Consider the following 17,234-nt stretch of genomic DNA (forward strand, 5'->3'; position numbering starts at 1 on the left):
CCATGCCCAGCCTCTCCTCCGCCCCCGCCCCGGGGCGTGCGCGCCTGCGTGATGCCCTCCATCGCGCGGTGTGGCGCTGGCATTTCTATGCCGGCCTCCTCTGCCTGCCGTTCCTGATCCTCCTGTCGGTCACCGGCTCGGTCTACCTGTTCAAGGACGAGATCAACCGCACGCTGTTCTCCCACCGTACCCTCGTTGCGGTGCGGGCGACGCCGCCCCTGTCGCCGGAGCGGCTGGTCTTCATCGCCGCCGAGGCGGTGCCGGACGCTCAGCCGACGACCTACGCGAGCCCGGAGGCGCCCGACCGTACGGCGATCGTCACCATGGCGGGGCCGAGGGGAAAGACCCTCGTCTATCTCGATCCCTATGACGGTGCCGTCCTCGACCGGATCGGGCGCACCGACGAGGCGATGATGGTGGTGCGCCGGCTGCACAGCCTGGCGTATTTCGGGCCGGTGGCGAACGGGCTGATCGAGATCGTCGCCGGCTTCACGCTGATCCTGGTGCTCAGCGGGATCTACCTGTGGTGGCCGCGCCGGCAGGGCGGCGGAGTCGTGTCCGTCCGCGGGACGCCGGGCAAGCGGGTGTGGTGGCGCGACCTGCACGCCGTCACCGGCTTCGTCGCCGGGGCCGGCCTGTTCTTCCTCGCCGCCACCGGCCTGCCCTGGTCGATCCTGTGGGGCGACCAGTTCCGGGCGGTGTCGAACCGGGCCGGGCTCGGCCAGCCGAACGAGCTCTGGGCCGGAATGCCGGTCTCGACGGTGCCGATGGGCGCGGTGCTCGACCAGACCGGCTGGGCGCTCGAGGACGCGCCGCTGCCGCGCTCGGAAACCCGGGACGGGGTGCCGATCGGCATCGACCGGGCGGTTGCGATCCTCACCGATCTCGGCATGCCGGCCGGCTACGAGCTGGCGTTGCCGGAGGGGCCGGCGGGCGTCTACGCGGCGGCCGCCTATCCGCGCGACGTCACCCGCCAGCGGATGATCTCCCTCGACCAGTATACGGGCAAGCCGCTGGTCAACGTGAGTTTCGGCGATATCGGGATCGTCGGGCGCGGGATCCAGTACGGGATCGGGCTGCACAAGGGCGAGGTCGCCGGGCGGCTCAACCAATTGCTGATGCTGGCCTTCTGCCTCGCCACGATCCTGCTCGCGGTGACCGCCGCGGTGATGTGGTGGAAGCGCCGTCCCAAGGGCCGCCTCGGCGTGCCGGCCTGGCCCGACGACCGCCGGGCGGTCGGCGCCGTCACCGGCCTCGTCGTCGCGTTCGGGATCGTCTTCCCCCTCACCGGGCTGGCGATCCTGGCGATGATCGCCCTCGACGCGGCGGCCTTGAGCCTGCGGCGCGGATTCCGTCGCCCGGCGACGGCCTGACGCCACGCGTTTCTTGCCGGCGCCCCGCGCCGCCCCTCTCCTTCCACGAGATCTTTGCGATGCCGCCCCTCCCCGGCCTGCGTCCCCGCGCGCTCGCCCTCCTCCTCGCCTTCGCCCCCTCTGCGGTCCTGGCGCAGGGCGCCCCCGACACCATCGCCCTTGACGAGATCTCCGTGGCGGGATCCGGCGCCGCCCCAAGACCGGCCTTCGGCGTCGCCGCGCCGCCGGGCGCGGCCCCGAGCGTGATCGAGCACCCGGTCGGCGAGATCGTGACGGGAATCGGCCGCCAGGACGTGATCGCCAACCGGCCGGCCACCAGCATCGGCCAGGTGCTCGTCAACAGTCCCGGGGTCACGGTGCGCCAGGGCAACGGGCCGCGCGACGTGGTGGTGTCGATCCGCGGCAACAACGCCCGCTCGACCGGCGTCATCAAGAACATGGTGGTGCTGGAGGACGGCTTCGTCATGACCCAGCCCGACGGCGCCTCGCGCTTCGACCTCACCGATCCGCGGGCCTATTCCCGCATCGACGTCTTCCGCGGGCCGCAATCGGCGCTCTTCGGCAACTACGCCACCGGCGGTGCGCTGGCCTTCCGCACCCGTACCGGTCGCGAGATCGACGGCTACGAGATCGGCATCGATGCCGGCAGCTTCGGGTATCTCAACCACTACTTCACCGTCGGCGGCGTGAGCGGCCCCTACGAGGTCAGCCTGTTCGCCAGCGATTACCGTCTCAACGGCTACCAGGACCATTCCAGCGCCAACACCCAGACCGTCAACCTCCTGGCGAGCTACACCCCGACACCGGACAACCGCTTCACCCTGAAGGTCGTCAACAACACCCTCGACGCCGACCTTCCCGCCCGCTCGTCGCTGGCGCAGTACCGGATCAATCCCTACCAGCGCGGCTGCGCGGCGGCCGCCACGGCCGCGCCCGGCTGCACCACCGTCAACCTCTTCCGCAACGGCGCCTTCGGCGCGACGGTGCCGGTGACGGCGGACGAGGGCGCCTTCGGCCGCAACGACCGGCGCACGATCATCGCCGGCCGCTGGGAGCACGACATCGACGCCAACACCACCTGGCGCACGCAAGTCGGCTTCGACGAGCGCAATTTCGACCAGCCGTTCTACACCACCTCCTCGCGCGGCAGCTATCCGTCCTACAACGTGCTGTCCGACATCACCCACCGCACCGAGGTATTCGGGCTGCCGACGGTCGGCTACGCGGCGCTCTCCTACAGCGCCATCGACAACCACATCGCCCTCTACAACCGCGCGCCCTATGGCGGCCCGCGCCTCGGCGCGCTCGCCAGCAACCAGGAGGCGGCGCAGTCGAATCTCGGCGGCCGGGCCCGGGCGGAAATCGCGCTGTCCGAGCAATGGACCGGCATCGCCGGCCTCTCGATCGAGAATACCTGGCTCAAGGGCCGCACCCTCACCTACGGCTACTCGGCCGCCGGCACGACCACGGCCGTGGCGAACATCGACCGCAGCTTCCTCAACGTGGCGCCGGAACTGGCGCTGGTCTATCAGCCGGCTCAGGATCTCGCCTTCCGCGGCCGCGTCGCCACCGGCTACGCGACGCCGGCCGCGAGCGCGCTGTTCATCACCCCGGCCGGCGTGCCGGGCAACAACACCGATCTGCGCACCCAGACCAATCTCGGCTTCGATCTCGGCGCCGACTGGTCGCCCCTGCCGGACCTGCGCCTGAGCCTCACCGGCTTCTACGAATTCTTCCGCAACGAGCTCGTCACCCAGTCGCCGGGGGCGGGGCTGCTCAGCTACACCTTCAACGCCCCGGCCTCCGAGCATCGCGGCATCGAGGCGGGAGCCGAATGGGCGTTTTCGCCTGGCTGGCGTGCCTTTGCGGCCTACGGCCTCAACGACCAGTACTACACCCGCTACGTCGAGCAGCTGAGCGCCGGCAACCTGACCGCGCGGTTCGACCGGGCCGGACGCCTGATCCCCGGCGTGCCGGCCCACCAGCTCCTCGCCCGCATCGGCTACGACCAACCGTCGGGACCGCTCAAAGGTCTCGGCGCCTTCGTCGAAGCGGTCTACCAGGACGGCTTCTTCCTCGACAACGCCAACCTGCTCAAGGCGCCGGGCTACACAATCATCAACGCCAACATCCACTACGATACCGATCTGATCGGCTCTTACGCCAAGCGCCTGAGCCTCTATGTCGAGGTGCGCAACATCCTCGACACGACTTATATTTCCTCGGCCCAGCCCCTGGCGAACTCGATCAGCGCCGTGACCGGCCTGCAGAACGGCGCGGGCGTGCTCGCCACCACCACCGGCTCGATCTTCGCCGGTGCACCACGGAGTGTCGTCGGGGGGATGAAGCTGACGTTCTGAAGACCGGGTCGATCGGCGCGACGACGCTGAAAGCCTACCGAGATCGCCCCACGGACCCGGCACCCTCCTCGTCATTCCGGGGCCGCGCAGCGGAGCCCGGAATGACGCGGCGGGTAGCGATCTCACGGCATCGAGCCAAGGTTCGCGGGCGGTCGCCTCGACTCCGACGTGGCACGGTTGCAGGCAACACCTTACCCCCCTCAAATCGCGCATATTGCGCAATTTCCCGATTGACCCGCACCGCATTTTGCGTTCCTCAGGCGCTAACAATCGGACGTCGCGCAGCATCATGCGCGGTCCGCGCAAAGGAGGAATGCATGGCGGGGCTACGCATGGGCGAGATACGCATCAAGCGCGCGATCGAGCGTGTGCCGGGCGGGATGATGGTGGTGCCGCTGCTCGTCGGCGCGGTGATCGCCACCCTGTTCCCAGGCACCCCGAAGGTGTTCGGCTCGTTCACAGGCGCGCTGTTCACCGGCGCGCTGCCGATCCTGGCGGTGTTCTACGTCTGCATGGGCGCGAGCATCGACTTTCGCGCCACGCCCTACATCGTGAAGAAGGGCGGCACGCTGCTCGCCGTGAAGGTCGGCATCGCGATGGTCCTCGGCGTGGTCTTCGGCCGCCTGATCGGCGAAGCGCCGATCGGCGCCGGGCTGTTCGCCGGCCTCTCGACGCTGGCGATCGTCGCGGCCATGAACGACACCAACGGGGGCCTCTACATGGCGCTGATGGGCCAGTACGGCCGGCCGCGGGATGTCGGTGCCTACACGATCATGTGCCTCGAATCCGGTCCCTTCCTCACCATGGTGACGCTCGGCGTCGCCGGCCTGTCGGCCTTCCCGTGGCAGACGATGGTCGGCAGCATCCTGCCGCTCCTCGTCGGCATGATCCTCGGCAACCTCGACCGGGAGATGCGCGACTTCCTCGGCCGCGCCGTGCCGGTGATGATCCCGTTCTTCGCCTTCGCGCTGGGAACCGGGCTCGACCTGACGAAGATCTGGCAGGCGGGGCTGCTCGGCCTCGGGCTCGGCGTCGCGGTGACGGTCGTCACCGGCATCCCGCTCTTCTTCGCCGATCGCCTCACCGGCGGCACGGGGGTGGCCGGCGTCGCCGCCTCCTCCACCGCCGGCAACGCCGCCGCGGTCCCGGCGATCATCGGCGCCGCGAACCCGGCCTATGCCGAGGCGGCCGCCCCGGCGACGGTGCTGGTCGCCGCGACCGTGGTGGTGACCGCGATCCTCACGCCCCTCGTCACCGCCTGGACCGCCCGGCATTTCGGCGAGCGCCCGGAGGAGGACGCCGCCCCGGCCGCCGACCCCGTGGCCTCGCCTCTTGCGAAGCGGGCGTGACCGTGGCGCGACGCTGGCTCATCCTCGCCGACGACCTCACCGGCGCGGCCGATTGCGCCATCGCCTTCGCCCGGCGCGGCCGCCGGACTTGCGTGCAATGCGGCGAGGCGGGATCGGGAGCGGAGGACGACGTCGTCTCGCACGATGCCGACAGCCGCCAGCTCGGCCCGGAGGCGGCGGCCTCGCGCCACGCCGCCCTCCTCGACCGGCTGCATCATCCGGGCCGCTCGATCCTCAAGAAGATCGACTCGACCCTGCGCGGGCAGCCGGCGGCGGAACTTGCCGCCACGCTCGAGGGCTTGCGGCGGCGCCACGGCGCAGCCTTCGCGATCCTGGCGCCGGCCTTCCCGGCGACCGGCCGCACCACGCGGGACGGGCGGATCATGGTCGAGGGCCGACCCCTGGAGGAGACCGAGCTCTGGCGCCGGGACCGTACCTACGCGACCGGATCGCTGCCCGCGATGCTGGAGGGAGCGGGCCTGCCGAGCGCGACGATCGCGCTCGCCACCGTGCGGGCTGGGCCTGAATCCTTGCGCGAGGCCCTGGCGCAGGCCGCACGGGCGGGAGCGGTCGCGGTGCTCGACGCGGAGTCCGACGACGACCTCGCGCGGATCGCCGAGGCCGGCCTCGCGCCCGGTGCGCGGGCGAGCCTGGTCTGGGTCGGCAGCGCCGGCCTCGCCCATGCGCTGGCGGCACGGGAGACGGCGCCGGCCGCTCCGTCCGAAAACATCTCTACCGGTTCGGGCGGCACCCTCGTGGTGGTGGGCAGCCTCGCCGCCGCCTCCCGCGCCGCCGCGCGCCGGCTCGCGGGCGAGGCGGGTGTGCGCCACGTCCCGGTCGCGCCGGACCTGCTGCTCGCGGCCGACGAAACCGAGCGGGCCCGCTGCCGGAACGCCGTGACCGCGGGAGTGAGCGCCGGAGACGACGTGCTGGTCGAGGTCGCGATGGGCGAGGCGCCGGACCTCGCCCTGGGGCCGCGCCTCGCCGACGCCCTCGGCGCCTGGCTCGCCCCGGCCGCTCCCCATCTCGGCGGGCTGGTGGCGACGGGGGGCGAGACCGCCGCGGCGCTCCTCGCCCATTTCCGGGTCGACGGCCTGCGGCTGATCGACGAGATCGAGGCGGGCGTCTCCCTCGGCCTCACACGGGGCGCGCTCCGGGTTCCGATCGTCACCAAGGCCGGCGCCTTCGGCACGCCTGAGACGCTGGTGCGCGCCGTCCATCACCTCCGGGCCATCCGAAACCAGGGTTCCTCGACATGAGCCGACCGACCGTCGCGATCACCATGGGCGATGCCTCCGGCATCGGGCCCGAGATCATCATGAAGGCACTCGCCCTGCCCGAGGTCCTGGCGCTGTGCCGGCCGCTGGTCGTCGGCGATGCCGGGCGCCTGCGCGAGGCCGGCCGCATCGTCGGCTCGGCGCTCGCGGTCCAGGCGATCACGTCGCCCGAGGAGGCGGTCGATGCCCCCGGCACCGTCGCCTGCATCGACCTCGCGCTGATCCCGCCGGGCCACCCGTTCGGCCGCGTCTCGCCGGTCTCCGGCGAGGCGGCGTTCCGCTACATCGCGCGGGCGGTCGAGATCGTCCAGGCGGGCGAGGCCGCGGCGATCTGCACAGCGCCCCTGAGCAAGGAGGCCCTGCACGCCGCCGGCCACAGGTATCCGGGCCACACGGAACTCCTGGCCGAGCTCACCGGTACGCCGGAAGTCTCGATGATGCTGGTCTCGCCCAAGCTCCGGGTGATCCACGTCACGACGCATATCGGGCTGATCGACGCCATCGCGCGGATCGAGCCGGGCCTCGTCGGGCGGGTGATCGGGCGCGCCCACGACACCCTGGTCAAGGCCGGCATCGCCGATCCGCGGATCGGCGTCTGCGCGATCAACCCTCATGCCGGCGAGAACGGGTTGTTCGGCCGCGGCGAGGAGGCGGAGAAGATCGCACCCGCCGTCGAGGCCTGCCGGGCCAAGGGCTGGCGGGTCGAGGGGCCGCTGCCGGCCGACACGCTGTTCTTCCTGGCAGGACGGGGCGATTACGACATCGTGGTGGCGATGTACCACGACCAGGGCCACGGCCCGATCAAGGTGCTGGGGCTCGAGGCGGGGGTGAACGTCACCGTCGGGCTGCCGGTGATCCGCACCTCGGTCGATCACGGCACCGCCTTCGACATCGCCGGCACGGGCGTCGCCGATGCGGGCTCGCTGGTCGAGGCCCTGCGCCAGGCCGTCGACTTGGCACCCCGGGCAGGGGCATTGGCCCCGCGCCGGGCGGTCTGACCCCCATGACCCGCGGCCGGCACCGTCACCCGCTGCTGCTGGAGGCGCTCCAGGCCGGCGAGGTCGTGGTCGAGGAACTGGCGGAGCGCTTCGGCGTCTCCGCCTCGACGATCCGGCGCGACCTGCAACGGCTGGCGAGCGAGAAGACGATCACCCGCACCTATGGCGGCGCGGTGATCGCCCATCCGCTCCCCGAGACGAGCCTGCCGGAGCGCGAGGCGCAGGCGAGGCCGGAGAAGGCCGCCATCGCGCGGGCCGCCCTCTCGTTGCTCGCCGACGACGACATCCTGATCCTCGACGGCGGCTCGACGGTGGCGGCCTTCGGGGCCGGCCTCGCCGGGCGGCACCACACGGTCATCACCAACAACCTGCCGCTGGTCGGCATACTCGCCGCCGCGCCCGGGCTCAGCCTGACGGTGCTCGGCGGCGCGGTGCGGCCCGGCAGCATGAGCACGATGGGCCCGCTCGCCGAGGCCTCCTTGCGCCGCCTCACCGCCGACAAGGCCGTGGTGAGCGGCGACGGCTTCGTCGCCGGCCGCGGCCTGTGCGAGGCGGCGATCGAGCAGGTCGCCCTCAAGTCGCTGATGATGGAGCAGGCGGCCGAGGTCGTCGTGCTGATGGATTCCTCGAAGCTCGGCCGCGCGGCACAGGGCGCCTGGGCACCCCTGCCGGCCTGCTGGACCCTGGTGACCGATGCGGGCGCCACGGACGCGCAATGCGCGGACGCGGAAGGCGCCGGGGCGCGGGTGGTGCGGGTGGTGCGGGTAGCGGAGTGAGCGGCGCTTACGCCGCCCGCACCGTCGCGAGGAACCGCGCCACCTCCGCCGAGAGGTGCTCCGACTGGCGCGACATCTCGGAGGCCGCGCCGAGCACCTGGGCCGCCGCCGCCCCGGTCTCGCCGGCGGTTTCGGCGAGCGTCGCGATGGTGCCGGTGACCGCACCGGTGCCGGCTGCCGCCTCGGCGACGTTGCGGACGATCTCCTGGGTCGCCGCGCCCTGCTCCTCTACCGCCGCGGCGATCGAACTGGCGACGCCGTCGATCTCGCGGATGCGCCGGCCGATGCCGTCGATGGCCGACGCGGCCTGGCCTGTCGAGGCCTGGATGCGGCCGATCTGGCCGGTGATCTCCTCGGTCGCTCGTGCCGTCTGGCCGGCGAGCTGCTTGACCTCCGCGGCGACCACCGCGAAGCCCCGTCCCGCCTCGCCGGCCCGGGCCGCCTCGATCGTGGCGTTGAGCGCCAGGAGGTTGGTCTGGCTGGCGATCGACGAGATGAGGGCCACCACGTCGCCGACCTTGGCGGCGGCCTGCGACAGGTCCTGAACCAGCGCCATCGTCTCGCTCGCCTCGCCGACGGCGACCCGCGCCAGCTCGGCCGAGCCCGAGACCTGCCGGCCGATCTCCTGGACCGACGAGCCCAGTTCCTCGGCCGCCGCCGCCACCACGGTGACGTTGGCCGCTGCGTCACCCGCCGCGCTCGCGACGGCGCCCGACTGGCCGGCGGCTTGCGCGGCGCTGCCGCTGAGCGAGCGGGCCGTGGCCTCGAGCTCGGTGGCCGCCGCCGAGACGCCGCCGACGATGCTGCCGACCGCCTGTTCGAAGCCGTCGGCCATCTGGCGCATGCCGAGCTTGCGCTGCTCCTCGGCCGAGGCGCGGGCGAGCGCGGTCTCCTCCTCCAGCGCGCGGGCGCGGATCAGGTTGTCGCGGAACACCACCACCGAGCCGGCCAGCGCGCCGATCTCGTCCCGGCGCCCCTGCCCCGGGATCGTCACCGCGGCGTCGCCGCCGGCGAGGCGCTGGGTCACGGCGGTGATCGCCCGCAGCGGTACGGCGACGCCGTACCGTACCAGCACCATCGCACCGCCCGCGACGAGGAGCCCCAGGCCGATCAACGCCAGCATCTTCCGGTTGGCGCTGACATAGGTCTCCTCGATCAGGTCGCCGCTCGCCTTGGAGCCGGTGCCGTTCAGCGCGACCAGCTTCTCCCAGGTGCCCATGATGGCGATGACGCCATTCGACATGTCGGTGTTGTAGATCCGCTGGGCGGCGGCCACGTCGCCCCCGGTCGCCTTCCCGATGGCCTGGCGCTGATACTCGGCATAGGCGGTAATATGCCGGCGGAACTCGGCGTAGAGATCGCGCTCGGCCTGCGACAGCGGCAGCGCCTCGAAGCGGGCGAACTGCGCGGCGAGGATCTCGTCGCGCTTGGCGATCTGCCCGGCGACCTGGGTCCGGAATTCGGGCGTGTCGGCGGTGAGCAGGCGCGAGATGTTGACCCGCTGGCGCATGAAGTTGATGCCGATCGATCCGAGCGTATCGGTGGCCGGCACCCGGACGTCGCGCAGGTCCGAGGCCGCCGTGTTCACGCGACGCAGCTCAAGCAGCGCGAGACCGCCTGTCGCTCCGATCAGCAGGGCCAGGGCGACGAGGCACAGCCCCAGCTTCGTCGCGATCGACAACCCGTTGCGCATGAGACTTAATTCCCGACATCATTCAGCCGCCGTGGGGAAATCGTATCAGCCAACAGTTAATCTTGTTTTAGCGAATACGAGACGGAATGCGCGCCGCTTCACTTCGATACGGAGCCAACGACAAAGCTCTCGATCCGAGCCGACGTCCTATACCACGTGGGCGATCCAGCTTACCTGCAAGAGCAAGACCACCGCTCCTCCGCGGGAATCGACGAGGGTGTGAGCGGGGCTCGTCGCCGCCTCGACGGCAGAGGAAGCGCAGGATCTCTCCTCTCAGGATCTCTCCTCTCATGGGGGCGGGGTGAGGATGGAGATTGTCCGGAATGGAACTCCGCCCCGTCTCATCGAACCAGGCCGCTCTCGCGCGGGATCTTACCTCCCCGAGCCGCTCGCCCAGGCTGGAGACGGGAGGAACCCGCGAACCTTCCTCTCTCCGGAGAGCCCCGCGCCGCGAGCGGGCATCATCACCCCAACTAAAAATACGTAAGCATGTTAAGGACTAACATATCAAGTCGTTGCACAATAAAACATTCTCATGTTTCTCGTTTTTTCTGATTGTAACAGTATTCATTGGTCAATGGACAGTTATCGCAACATCGCGCATCTTCACATTGCGAGCGGGACGTCCGAACCCGCCGATACCGGAGTGGCATCATGAAGAAGCTCGACGCCAAGTCCCTCGGCTCCGTCGCTGGCGGCTGCTGCCTGCCCGCTTGCCCGCCCCCGTGCCCCCCGCCGGCCCCCTGCCCGCCGCCGGCCCCGACCTGCTGCAGCGCCAAGTCCCGCGTCTGCTAAGTCCCGCGTCTGCTAAGTCCTGCGTCTGTCAAGTCGCAGATCCGTCGATCCCGCCGGATCGACCATCGCGGCAGGGTCGCGCGGCCTCGGCCAGCGACCCTGCGCGACGGGACGATGCCGGCCCGATTCAGGCCCGGCATCGATCGGATCCCGGATCCCCTGCCCCGGGTGGGACAGGGGGTCTTCGGGCCTTCGACCTCCCGCTTTCCGCGCCGCGTCAGGCCGCCAGTTCGTCCTTCACGAAGCGTCCGTCGATCATGATCGCCCGCAGGTGCCGGCCCTGGCCGGTGAGGAGCGAGAGATCGGCGAGCGGGTCGCCGTCGACCACGATCAGGTCGGCGAAGGCGCCGGGCGCCACCACTCCGGCCTTGCCCTCCAGGCGCACGACCTTGGCGGCGTTGATCGTGGCCGAGCGAATCACCTCGATCGCCGGCAGGCAGCGGCCGCGGATCACGAATTCCTCCGACTGGTGGCGGTGCATCTCGCCGAGGAGATCGGTGCCGTAGGCCATCATCACGCCGGCCTCCCGCAGGGTCTCGAGGGCCTTCAGCCCCGCCTCGCGCACATCCTCGATCTTGGCGACCGAGGCCGGCGGAAGCCCCAGGCTGGCGCCCTCCTTGGCAAGGGCATCGAAGGTGACGTTGGTGGGAACGACGTAAGCGCCCTTGTCGCGGATCAGCCGCGCCGTCTCCGGGGTCACCAGGTTGCCGTGCTCGACCGAGATCACTCCGCACTCGACCGCCCGGCGGATCGCCGCGTCGGTGTAGAGATGGGCGGCGACGTAGGTCTGAGCGTTGTTCGCCTCCTCGACGATCGCCCGCAACTCGTCCACCGAGTAGCCCAGGAAGGCGATCGGGTCGGTCGGCGAGGAAACCCCGCCATTCGCCATGATCTTGATGAAGTCGGCCCCGGCCTTGATCTCCTCGCGCGCCACCCGGCGCACCGCGTCGACCCCGTCGCAGACCCGGCCGAGCGCGCCGAGCTTGGTGCCGTAATGGCTCACGTCCCGGGCGTGGTAGCGGCCGCGATAGTCGGTGTGGCCGCCGGTCTGCGACAGGGCCTTGCCGCAGATCACCAGGCGCGGGCCGTCGATCAGCCCTTCCTTCACCGCCATGACCAGGCCGTGGTCGGCGCCGCCGAGGTCGCGCACGGTGGTGAAGCCGCGCATCAGCATGCCGCGCATGATCTTCGCGGTGCGCAACGCCACCAGCGAATCCGGCAGCTCGGCATTGGCACCGAGATCGGGGATCGTCGCGATGACGTGGACGTGGCAATCGATCAGGCCCGGCATCAGCGTGCGGCCGGCGAGATCGATCACGCGGGCCGAGGAGGCGGTGAGCGGCTTGTCCGAGACCTCCCGGATCGAGCCGCCCTCGACCAGCACGTCGTGGCCGTCGAGCGCATTGTCGTGGGTGCCGTCGAGGACCCGGGCGTTGCGGAACAGGACGAGGTCGGCGCTCATGCGGAGGTCCTTCTCTTCATGCGGGCGGCCCGGGGACGAGCGCGCGAGCCTGAGCGGCACACTGGACAGCGAGAAAAAAACAGGCAAGCTTGTTTTTTTATCAGGCACCCGCGCCCCGGAGGATCGGTGACGCAGACCGGACGGCAGCCCCAGGCCCGCAGCCTCGCGACCCGCGAGCGCGTGGTGCGCGCCACGATCGACGAGATCCACGCCGTCGGCTACCACGCCGCGACGACGCAGGCGATCGCCGAGCGGGCGCAGGTCTCGCGCGGGGCGCTGCTGCACCACTTCCCGACACGGGCCGATCTTGTGCGGGCGGCCCTCGAGACCCTGCTCGACGACGGCACCGCCGAGATCCGGTCGGTGTCGCGGGACGTACGCTCCGGGGCACTGCCGCTCGCGGATTTCGTCGAGTTCCTGTGGCCGCTCTTCTCCGGCCGGTTCTTCCAGCTGTCGCTGGAGCTGATCAACGAGGCGCGCACCGATCCGGACCTGCGCCACTGCCTGATCCCGGTGGTGCAGCGCTTCCACGCCGCCCTCGACGCGATCTGGGTCGAGTTCTGCGATGCCGATGCCCGGCCGCCGCGGGAGGCGCGGATCATCCTCAACCTCACCGTCAACCTGATGCGCGGCATGGGCGTGCAGACGGTGCTGCGGCCCGATCCCGACTATTTTCGCGACCTGATCGAGGCCTGGAAGGCGGTGCTGCCGCTTCTCATCGCCGGTCCGGCGGGCGATGCGGCCTTCGCGGGTCCGCGCTTCCGCGCGGCCTCGGCGTGAGCGAGCCTCGCGCTTGGCACCCCTCTTGCCAACACCCGTCTTGCCAAAGGGGCGGGCACCTGTCCTACAAATAGGTCAGCTGTCGTCACCTCCGAAACCGTGAACGCATGAGCGCCGCCATCCTCTCCCCCGCCGGGCCCGGCCTCTCGGCCCGGCTCGGCCGCCTCGCCGTCCTGGCGGCCGTCATCCTCGCCTACGCGATCGTGTTCGCGCCGATCGTGATGGTGGTCGTCACCTCGTTCTTCGATCAGGAGATCGTCACTTTCCCGCCGGACGGCCTGACCTGGCGCTGGTACCTCAATGCCTGGGCGCAACGCGACTTCGCCCGCGGCTTCGTCACCTCGCTCCAGATCGCGCTTGCGGCCACCGCCATCGGCGTGCCGCTGGGCACCGCCGCCGCCCTGGCGCTGGTGCGGGCGAACATCCCCGGGCGCGGGCTCATCAACACCTTCCTGCTGGCCCCGCTCGCGGTGCCGGCGATCGTCGCGGGCTCCGCCCTCTACATGTTCTATCTGCGGGCCGAGGACTGGCTCGACATGGACATCAAGGCGACGCTCGGCGGCCTCGTCGCCGCCAACGTCCTCATCACGATCCCCTGGACGGTGCGCCTCGTCACCGCGAGCCTCGCCGGGCTCGACCGCTCGGCGGAGGAAGCCGCAGCCAATCTCGGGGCCAAGCCCCTCACGGTGTTTGCCCGCATCACCCTGCCGATGCTGCGGCCCGGCATCGTGGCGGCGGCCCTGTTCTCCTTCGTGGCGAGCTTCGAGAACCTCGAACTCAACCTCCTCCTCGTCGGCCCGGGGCGTACCACGCTGCCCGTCGCCATGCTGAGCTACCTGGAATTCCGAATGGACCCGACCCTGGCCGCCGTCGCGACCGCGCAGATCCTGATGGTGACGATCCTGATGCTGGTCACCGACCGGTTCGTGAAGCTGTCGCGGATCGTCTGATGGGCACGCTTCTCCTCGACGGCGTCACCAAGCGCTACGGCGACGCCACCGCCGTCGCCGGCGTCGATCTCGACATCCGCCAGGGCGAGTTGGTGGCCCTCCTCGGCCCTTCCGGCTGCGGCAAGACCACGACGCTGCGGATGGTCGCGGGCTTCATCGAGCCCAGTGCCGGCCGCGTCGTCATCGGCGGGCGCGACGTGACGCGGCTGCCGCCGCATGCCCGCGACACCGGCATGGTGTTCCAGTCCTACGCGCTGTTCCCGCACATGAGCGTCGCCGACAATGTCGGCTTCGGCCTGGAGATGCGGAAGGTAGGAAGAGCGGAGCGCGACCGGCGCATCGCCGAGGCCCTGCGGCTGGTGCGGCTCGACGCTTTGGCGGATCGCCTGCCGCGCCAGCTCTCCGGCGGGCAGCAGCAGCGCGTGGCCTTGGCGAGGGCGCTGGTGGTGAGCCCGGCGGTGTTCCTCCTCGACGAGCCCCTGTCGAACCTCGACGCGAAGCTGCGCTCCGAGGTGGGCCTCGAGATCCGCGAGTTGCAGAAGCGGCTCGGGCTGACCACCCTGATGGTCACCCACGACCAGGACGAGGCGCTCGCCATGGCCGACCGGCTGGTGGTGATGGAGCACGGCCGCGTGCTCCAGGTCGGCAGCGCCGAAGACCTCTACGAGCGCCCGGCCAACACCTTCGTCGCCGGCTTCGTCGGACGCTGCAACCTGCTCGACGGGGCGCGGGAGGGGACCGACGTGTTTCGCCTGGCCAGCGGCGCCGCCGTGCCGTGCGCACCCGATGCGACCGCCAAGAACGGCCTGCTGGCGATCCGGCCCGAGCGGATCGAGGTCGCCCCCGACGCGAGCGGTCCCGGCCGGCTCAGGGCCGTGACCTATCTCGGCGCCCGCACCGAGTATCATCTCGATCTCGCCGGCGAGGCGATCGTCGCGGTGACGCCGACGCCGCTTCCCGACGATCCCCGCCGCCGCCTCGCCGCCGGCGACCCCGTCCGCATCTCATGGGCTGCGGATGCAGCCCGCGTCATCCCCAGTGCCGACGCGTCCCGCGTCATCCCCAGTGCCGACGCGTCCCGCGTCATCCCCAGTGCCGACGCGTCCCGCGTCATCCCCAGTGCCGACGCGTCCCGCGTCATGCCCGCAGCAGAGAGCCCCGCCCGATGATCACCCGTCGCTCCCTCCTCGCCAGCAGCGCCGCCCTCGGCCTTGCCGGCACGCTCCCCGCCCGGGCCGAGGCCGCCCCGATCGTCGTCGGCACCTGGGGCGGCGATTACGGCGCGCTGCTCCAGCAGAACATCGACGTCCCGCTGATGAAGCCGCTCGGCATCGAGGTGTCGCAGGACATCGCCAACCAGGACCCGCGCCGCACCAAGCTGATCGCCGAGCGCACCAGCCGCCGCGCCAGCATGGACGTCGCGTGCATCAACGACATCGACAGCTACATGCTGAGCCAGCTCGGCGTGCTGGAGACCGTACCGGCCGCCGAGGTGCCGCGGCTGTCGCAGGTGATCGACGTCTTCAAGAAGCCGCACTCGATCCCGCACATCTACTCGGCGCTGGTCGTGCTCTACAACCCAAGCAAGGTCACGACCCCGCCGACCCGCTACGCCGACATCTTCGACCCGAAATACAAGGGCCGGGTCGGCTTCTCGGACATCCTCTGGAACTTCAACATGGCCGGCGCCAATATCGGGGCCGGCGGCTCAGCCACCGACTTCACCAAGGGCAAGGCCGCCCTGATGGACCTGAAGAAGCTCGAGCCCAAGGTCTATCCCTCGAACGAGACGCTCGCCGCGGCGCTCAAGTCCGAGGAGGTGTGGATCTCGCTGATGTGGCTCGCCCGCGGCTTCATGTGGAAGCAGGCCGGCATCCCGGTGGCGATGGCGATCCCCGAGGAAGGGGCCCTGCCGATCCTGTTCGAGGCCGGCGTGCCGAAGAACTCGCGGGCCAAGGACAGCGCCTTCAAGTACCTGAACGCCATGCTCGACCCGACGGCGCAAACCGCCTTCGCGCAGAAGATGGGCTACGTGCCGACCGTCAAGGACGCCAAGCTCCCGGAGGATCTGGCCAGGCAGATCAGCCTCACGGAAGCCCAGCAGGCCAAGCTCCGACCGCTCGACTACGCGACGATGCAGGCGCAGCAGGCGGCGTTCTCGGATTTCTGGAACAAGGAATTCAAGGGGTAGGCCGTCGGGTCGGCCGCAGGGCCTCGCCGACACTCCGCTTCATCCTATCCAATCCCCTCATCCTGAGGTGTTATACGCAATCCGGAAGATCGCTTCCGGATTGCGTATCACCAGCCCGCGCGGCGCGTGAGCGAAGCCGATTTCCGCATCGCGAAGCGATCAATCGGAAATCGTATTAGTCGATCAAGGATCGACTGATCTCGAAGGAGGGCTCCAGAAGTCTCAGGGCTTTCTGGAGCCCTCCTTCGAGGCTCGTTTCACTCGCGATCTCTGATCGCCGGTACCTCAGGATGAGGTCGCGAGTGGGATGAGTGTCCCCCAGCCGACTGGTTCAGATCGAGACTTCCGCCCGTGTTCGCCCTCATCCTGCCGGCCTTCCTCGTCGTCGCCGCGCTGCTCGTCGGCCCGATGGTGCTGCTCGCACGCATCTCGCTCAACCAGTACAGCCCGACGCAGCTGATGATCGAGGCGACGACGGCGCAGAACTACCTCAATGCCGTCGCCGACCCGTATTACCGCGGCGTGATGGGCACGACGCTCGTCATGGCCTTCACCTGCACGGCGCTGACCCTGGCGCTCGGCTTTCCCGCCGCCTACCGGCTCGCCCGGATGGAGAGCCGCTGGAAGAGCCTCGTCACCGTGCTGACCCTGATCCCGCTTCTGGTCGGCAACGTCGTGCGGGCGGCGGGCTGGCTCGGGCTCTTGGGCAATGACGGGCTCATCAACGCGACCCTGCGCGGCCTGCACATCACCGCGAGCCCGCTTCAGCTGATCTACACGCCCGGCGCGGTCGCGGTCGGCACGATCGCCGTCGTGCTGCCCTACATGATCCTGACGCTGTCGTCGGTGATCGAGAGCATCCCGCGGGCGGTGGAGGAGGCGGCGGCCAATCTCGGGGCCAGCGCCTTCACGGTGTTCCGCCGGGTGGTGTGGCCGCTGGCGCTGCCCGGAACGGTGGCAGGCTGCGTCCTCGTCTTCATCCTGTGCATGAACACCTACGCGACCGCGGTGCTGCTCGGCGGCTCGCAGTTCAAGATGATGGCGCCCGCCGTCTACGACCAGTTCTCGAAGGGCATGAACTGGCCGTTCGGCGCGGCCCTCGCCTTCATCCTGCTCGCCGCGACCCTGGTGCTCACGGCGCTCGGCACCGCGCTGCTCGGCCGCCGCTACGCGCGCTAAGCGGAATTGCACGAGGCAATTCCGCTTGGCTCTTTGGTTTTGCATCATTTT

13 protein-coding genes are annotated in these 17,234 nt (G+C 70.3%); 11 read left to right on the forward strand and 2 right to left on the reverse strand.

Annotation, left to right across the window (positions count from 1 at the left end; genetic code table 11):
* The first annotated feature begins 2 nt into the window (after positions 1-2).
* From HBB12_RS28765 to HBB12_RS28790, 6 genes are all read left to right on the forward strand, one after another.
* A complete protein-coding gene (locus HBB12_RS28765) occupies positions 3-1,373 on the forward strand; it encodes a PepSY-associated TM helix domain-containing protein (RefSeq protein ID WP_236992495.1) in 1,371 nt (456 codons plus the stop codon).
* Between the two features lie 59 nt (positions 1,374-1,432).
* Entirely contained in the window at positions 1,433-3,733 is a 2,301-nt protein-coding gene (locus HBB12_RS28770) for a TonB-dependent receptor family protein (protein ID WP_236992496.1), read from the forward strand.
* A 317-nt stretch (positions 3,734-4,050) separates the two neighbouring features.
* Complete coding sequence (locus tag HBB12_RS28775; protein ID WP_272913305.1) at positions 4,051-5,082, forward strand: 2-keto-3-deoxygluconate permease; 1,032 nt, start codon at positions 4,051-4,053, stop codon at positions 5,080-5,082.
* Positions 5,079-6,341 carry a four-carbon acid sugar kinase family protein gene (locus HBB12_RS28780; protein ID WP_236992497.1) on the forward strand — a complete coding sequence of 421 codons (1,263 nt, stop codon included), beginning with the start codon at positions 5,079-5,081 and terminating at the stop codon, positions 6,339-6,341. The genes HBB12_RS28775 and HBB12_RS28780 overlap by 4 nt, the downstream gene beginning before the upstream one ends.
* A complete protein-coding gene (gene pdxA, locus HBB12_RS28785) occupies positions 6,338-7,357 on the forward strand; it encodes a 4-hydroxythreonine-4-phosphate dehydrogenase PdxA (RefSeq protein WP_236992498.1) in 1,020 nt (339 codons plus the stop codon). Before HBB12_RS28780 ends, pdxA begins: the two co-directional genes overlap by 4 nt.
* 5 nt (positions 7,358-7,362) lie before the next feature.
* Complete coding sequence (locus HBB12_RS28790) at positions 7,363-8,133, forward strand: DeoR/GlpR family DNA-binding transcription regulator (RefSeq protein WP_236992499.1); 771 nt, start codon at positions 7,363-7,365, stop codon at positions 8,131-8,133.
* Between the two features lie 7 nt (positions 8,134-8,140).
* Here HBB12_RS28790 and HBB12_RS28795 read toward each other — a convergent pair whose 3' ends face one another.
* Positions 8,141-9,826 carry a methyl-accepting chemotaxis protein gene (locus HBB12_RS28795; protein WP_236992500.1) on the reverse strand — a complete coding sequence of 562 codons (1,686 nt, stop codon included), beginning with the start codon at positions 9,824-9,826 and terminating at the stop codon, positions 8,141-8,143.
* Between the two features lie 1,012 nt (positions 9,827-10,838).
* Positions 10,839-12,083, reverse strand: a complete 1,245-nt coding sequence (locus tag HBB12_RS28800) for a metal-dependent hydrolase family protein (RefSeq protein WP_236992501.1) — start codon at positions 12,081-12,083, stop codon at positions 10,839-10,841.
* A 126-nt stretch (positions 12,084-12,209) separates the two neighbouring features.
* Here HBB12_RS28800 and HBB12_RS28805 point away from each other — a divergent pair, with 126 nt between their 5' ends.
* From HBB12_RS28805 to HBB12_RS28825, 5 genes are all read left to right on the forward strand, one after another.
* On the forward strand, positions 12,210-12,863 hold the full coding sequence (locus HBB12_RS28805) for a TetR/AcrR family transcriptional regulator (RefSeq protein WP_236992502.1): 654 nt from the start codon (positions 12,210-12,212) through the stop codon (positions 12,861-12,863).
* A gap of 107 nt (positions 12,864-12,970) precedes the next feature.
* Positions 12,971-13,813: an ABC transporter permease gene (locus tag HBB12_RS28810; protein WP_236992503.1), complete on the forward strand. Its 843-nt coding sequence runs from the start codon at positions 12,971-12,973 to the stop codon at positions 13,811-13,813.
* Positions 13,813-14,982, forward strand: coding sequence for an ABC transporter ATP-binding protein (locus HBB12_RS28815; RefSeq protein ID WP_236992504.1), 1,170 nt, complete (start codon positions 13,813-13,815; stop codon positions 14,980-14,982). Before HBB12_RS28810 ends, HBB12_RS28815 begins: the two co-directional genes overlap by 1 nt.
* Positions 14,979-16,004 carry an extracellular solute-binding protein gene (locus tag HBB12_RS28820; RefSeq protein ID WP_236992505.1) on the forward strand — a complete coding sequence of 342 codons (1,026 nt, stop codon included), beginning with the start codon at positions 14,979-14,981 and terminating at the stop codon, positions 16,002-16,004. The genes HBB12_RS28815 and HBB12_RS28820 overlap by 4 nt, the downstream gene beginning before the upstream one ends.
* Before the next feature lie 351 nt (positions 16,005-16,355).
* Positions 16,356-17,183, forward strand: coding sequence for an ABC transporter permease (locus tag HBB12_RS28825; RefSeq protein ID WP_236992506.1), 828 nt, complete (start codon positions 16,356-16,358; stop codon positions 17,181-17,183).
* Positions 17,184-17,234: the final 51 nt, after the last annotated feature.

Origin of the sequence: Methylobacterium sp. SyP6R (assembly GCF_019216885.1) — a bacterium.
Taxonomy (GTDB): domain Bacteria; phylum Pseudomonadota; class Alphaproteobacteria; order Rhizobiales; family Beijerinckiaceae; genus Methylobacterium.

Coding starts and splice junctions, on each gene's coding strand:
- HBB12_RS28765 (WP_236992495.1), top strand. CDS start 3: ATGCCCAGCCTCTCCTCCGCCCCCGCCCCGGGGCGTGCGCGCCTGCGT.
- HBB12_RS28770 (WP_236992496.1), top strand. CDS start 1,433: ATGCCGCCCCTCCCCGGCCTGCGTCCCCGCGCGCTCGCCCTCCTCCTC.
- HBB12_RS28775 (WP_272913305.1), top strand. CDS start 4,051: ATGGCGGGGCTACGCATGGGCGAGATACGCATCAAGCGCGCGATCGAG.
- pdxA (WP_236992498.1), top strand. CDS start 6,338: ATGAGCCGACCGACCGTCGCGATCACCATGGGCGATGCCTCCGGCATC.
- HBB12_RS28790 (WP_236992499.1), top strand. CDS start 7,363: ATGACCCGCGGCCGGCACCGTCACCCGCTGCTGCTGGAGGCGCTCCAG.
- HBB12_RS28795 (WP_236992500.1), bottom strand. CDS start 9,826: ATGCGCAACGGGTTGTCGATCGCGACGAAGCTGGGGCTGTGCCTCGTC.
- HBB12_RS28800 (WP_236992501.1), bottom strand. CDS start 12,083: ATGAGCGCCGACCTCGTCCTGTTCCGCAACGCCCGGGTCCTCGACGGC.
- HBB12_RS28810 (WP_236992503.1), top strand. CDS start 12,971: ATGAGCGCCGCCATCCTCTCCCCCGCCGGGCCCGGCCTCTCGGCCCGG.
- HBB12_RS28815 (WP_236992504.1), top strand. CDS start 13,813: ATGGGCACGCTTCTCCTCGACGGCGTCACCAAGCGCTACGGCGACGCC.
- HBB12_RS28820 (WP_236992505.1), top strand. CDS start 14,979: ATGATCACCCGTCGCTCCCTCCTCGCCAGCAGCGCCGCCCTCGGCCTT.